Source organism: Methylobacterium sp. WL103 (assembly GCF_008039885.1).
Lineage (GTDB): Bacteria > Pseudomonadota > Alphaproteobacteria > Rhizobiales > Beijerinckiaceae > Methylobacterium > Methylobacterium cerastii.
On record NZ_VRUX01000644.1, the window covers coordinates 1 to 2,292 of the forward strand.

Annotated in this window: 2 protein-coding genes and 1 pseudogene; 1 reads left to right on the plus strand and 2 read right to left on the minus strand. The window is 71.9% G+C overall.

The features are described 5' to 3' along the window. A pseudogene (locus tag FV222_RS23605) lies at positions 1-218 on the minus strand (hypothetical protein); the annotation flags it as partial. Then, on the minus strand, positions 215-766 hold the full coding sequence (locus FV222_RS23610; protein WP_147754276.1) for a sigma-70 family RNA polymerase sigma factor: 552 nt from the start codon (positions 764-766) through the stop codon (positions 215-217). The pseudogene FV222_RS23605 and the gene FV222_RS23610, both read right to left, overlap by 4 nt. 324 nt (positions 767-1,090) lie before the next feature. Between FV222_RS23610 and FV222_RS23615 the strand changes: the two genes are divergently transcribed. Further along, positions 1,091-2,065, plus strand: coding sequence for a S1C family serine protease (locus tag FV222_RS23615; RefSeq protein WP_147762573.1), 975 nt, complete (start codon positions 1,091-1,093; stop codon positions 2,063-2,065). Positions 2,066-2,292 lie beyond the last annotated feature (227 nt).

Sequence of the window (2,292 nt, forward strand, 5' to 3'; positions counted from 1 at the left end):
GGCCAGACGTGGTCCGGCGGCGTCTCGTCCGGCACGGCGAGGGCCAGCGGCCCGAGGCGCTCCTCCCACGCCGTCACCGCGCGGGCGGTGGCGGGGTCGACGGCGCGCTCCAGCTCGAACGCGGCGCGCTCGTCGAAGGAGAGCGTGCCGAGCACGTATTCGGCGGCGCGCTGGTCGCGCTCGATTTCGGGTCCGGCACCCATGGATCCTGCGCTCATGCCTGCTCCTCCAGGCAGCCCTTGAGGGCGCCGAGCGAACGGTGCAGCCAGGTCTTGATGGTGTTCACGGGACGGTCGTAGTGGCGGGCCAGCTCCTCGCGCGACCAGCCCTCGCAATAGGCCAGCATCACGCAGGCGCGCTGCGCCGCGTCGAGGCGGGCGAGGCAGGCCGTGAGCGTGCCGCGCCCGACGATCGCCGCCTCGGTGTCGTGCGGGTCGATGAGACGTTCCACCCAGTCCTCGCCGTCCTCGCGCACCGGTCCCTGGACCTCGCCCTTGCGGCGGATCCCGTCGATGGCGCGGTTGCGCGCGATGGCGCAGAGCCACGTCATCGGCCGCCCGGATTCCGGAGCGTAGGAACCTGCCGCCTGCCAGACCCGAAGGTAGACGTCCTGCAGCACGTCCTCGGCCACGCTCCGATCCCGCTGGATACGCAGGATGACCCCGTAAAGTTTCGGTGATGTCAGGTCGTAGAGCGTGCGCAGCGCGCCCGCGTCGCCGCCGGCGATCGCGCGCAGGATCCGCTGCAGGGTGGCGTCGTCGCCCAAAGATCGTCCCCCGTCCCGTTCGCAGGTCCTCCCGCCGGCGAGGGCGATCGATCGGGACCGTTGCGGCAAGGGTTAGCGCATTCTGCGGTGATGAGAAGCCGTGGCGTCTCGATTGCCGCGGTTCTCCCGCGGGATGCGAAAGCGGAAAGGCGGCATCCCGTAACGGTCGCGCTCGCACGCCGCCGCGTCGCCCTGCCGGGGTGTCGCTCGCCGACGGCGCGTCCTATCTCCCCTGATCAAGGTACGCCGCGTGCGTATCCGGAACATTCGACCGACCCTCCGGCCCCGCGCCGGAGCGCAGACATCTCGAAGGACCGACGCGGCATGGCCTCGCAGGGTGACTGGAAGATCCCGGCTTCGACGCAGCCGAAGCCGGGCGATTACGGCTACGACCTCGACCATGCGCTGGCGGCGATGGTCCAGCTCTCCGCCCGCGTGCCGGCCGAGGCCTTCACCGCCGAGACGCTCGGCACCGAGCGGGCGGGCAACGGCGTGGTCATCGGCGAGGACGGCCTCGTTCTGACCATCGGATACCTCGTGACCGAGGCCGAGAGCGTGTGGCTTACCACCAACGACGGCCGCTCCGTGCCCGGCCACGTCATGGGGTTCGACGCCGCGACCGGCTTCGGCCTGGTCCAGGCCCTCGGGCCTCTGGGCGTGCCGGCGCTCAAGCTCGGCTCCTCCGGCAGCCTGAAGATCGGCGACCGGGCGGTGGTGGCCGGGGCCGGCGGTCGCCAGCGCTGCGTCGCCGCGCAGATCGTCGCCCGGCAGGAATTCGCCGGCTACTGGGAGTACGTCCTCGACGAAGCGCTGTTCACCGCGCCCTCGCACCCGAACTGGGGCGGGACCGCGCTGATCGGCCCGGAGGGCGACCTCCTCGGCATCGGCTCGCTCCAGCTCCAGCAGGGCGGCACATCGGGCCCGCGGGCGATCAACATGGTGGTGCCGATCGACCTGCTGCCGCCGATCCTCGACGACCTGACCTCGCGTGGGCGCGCCAACCGTCCGGCCCGCCCCTGGCTCGGCCTCTACGCCACCGAGAGCGAGGACGGCGTCGTGGTGATGGGGCTGGCCGACAACGGCCCGGCCGAGGCGGCGGACCTGCGCGCGGGCGACGTGATCGAGGCGGTGGCGGGCGAGCCGGTGGCGGACCTCGCCGACTTCTTCCGCAGCGTCTGGGCGCTCGGCGAGGCGGGCGTGCGCGTGCCGCTGACGATCCGCCGCGACGGCCGCGCGATGAAGCCGACCCTGGTCTCTGGCGACCGCGAGCGCTTCCTGATGAGCCCGCCGCTGCACTGACCCGGCCGCCTCGGCTTGGCCACCAGGCTTGGCTGTACGCCCGACAACACGTCCGTCAGTGGAAGTTCATCCAGGACGACGTAGATTTCCCGCTGCCCGGCCATTCCCTTCCTGGCCGGACATCGAAGGAGATCGCGTCATGACGCACGTGAAGACTTTTGGTGTGGCCGGCCTCGCCACGGCAGCCGGCCTGGCAGGAGCGGTGCTCCTCGCACCCGCCGCCCAGG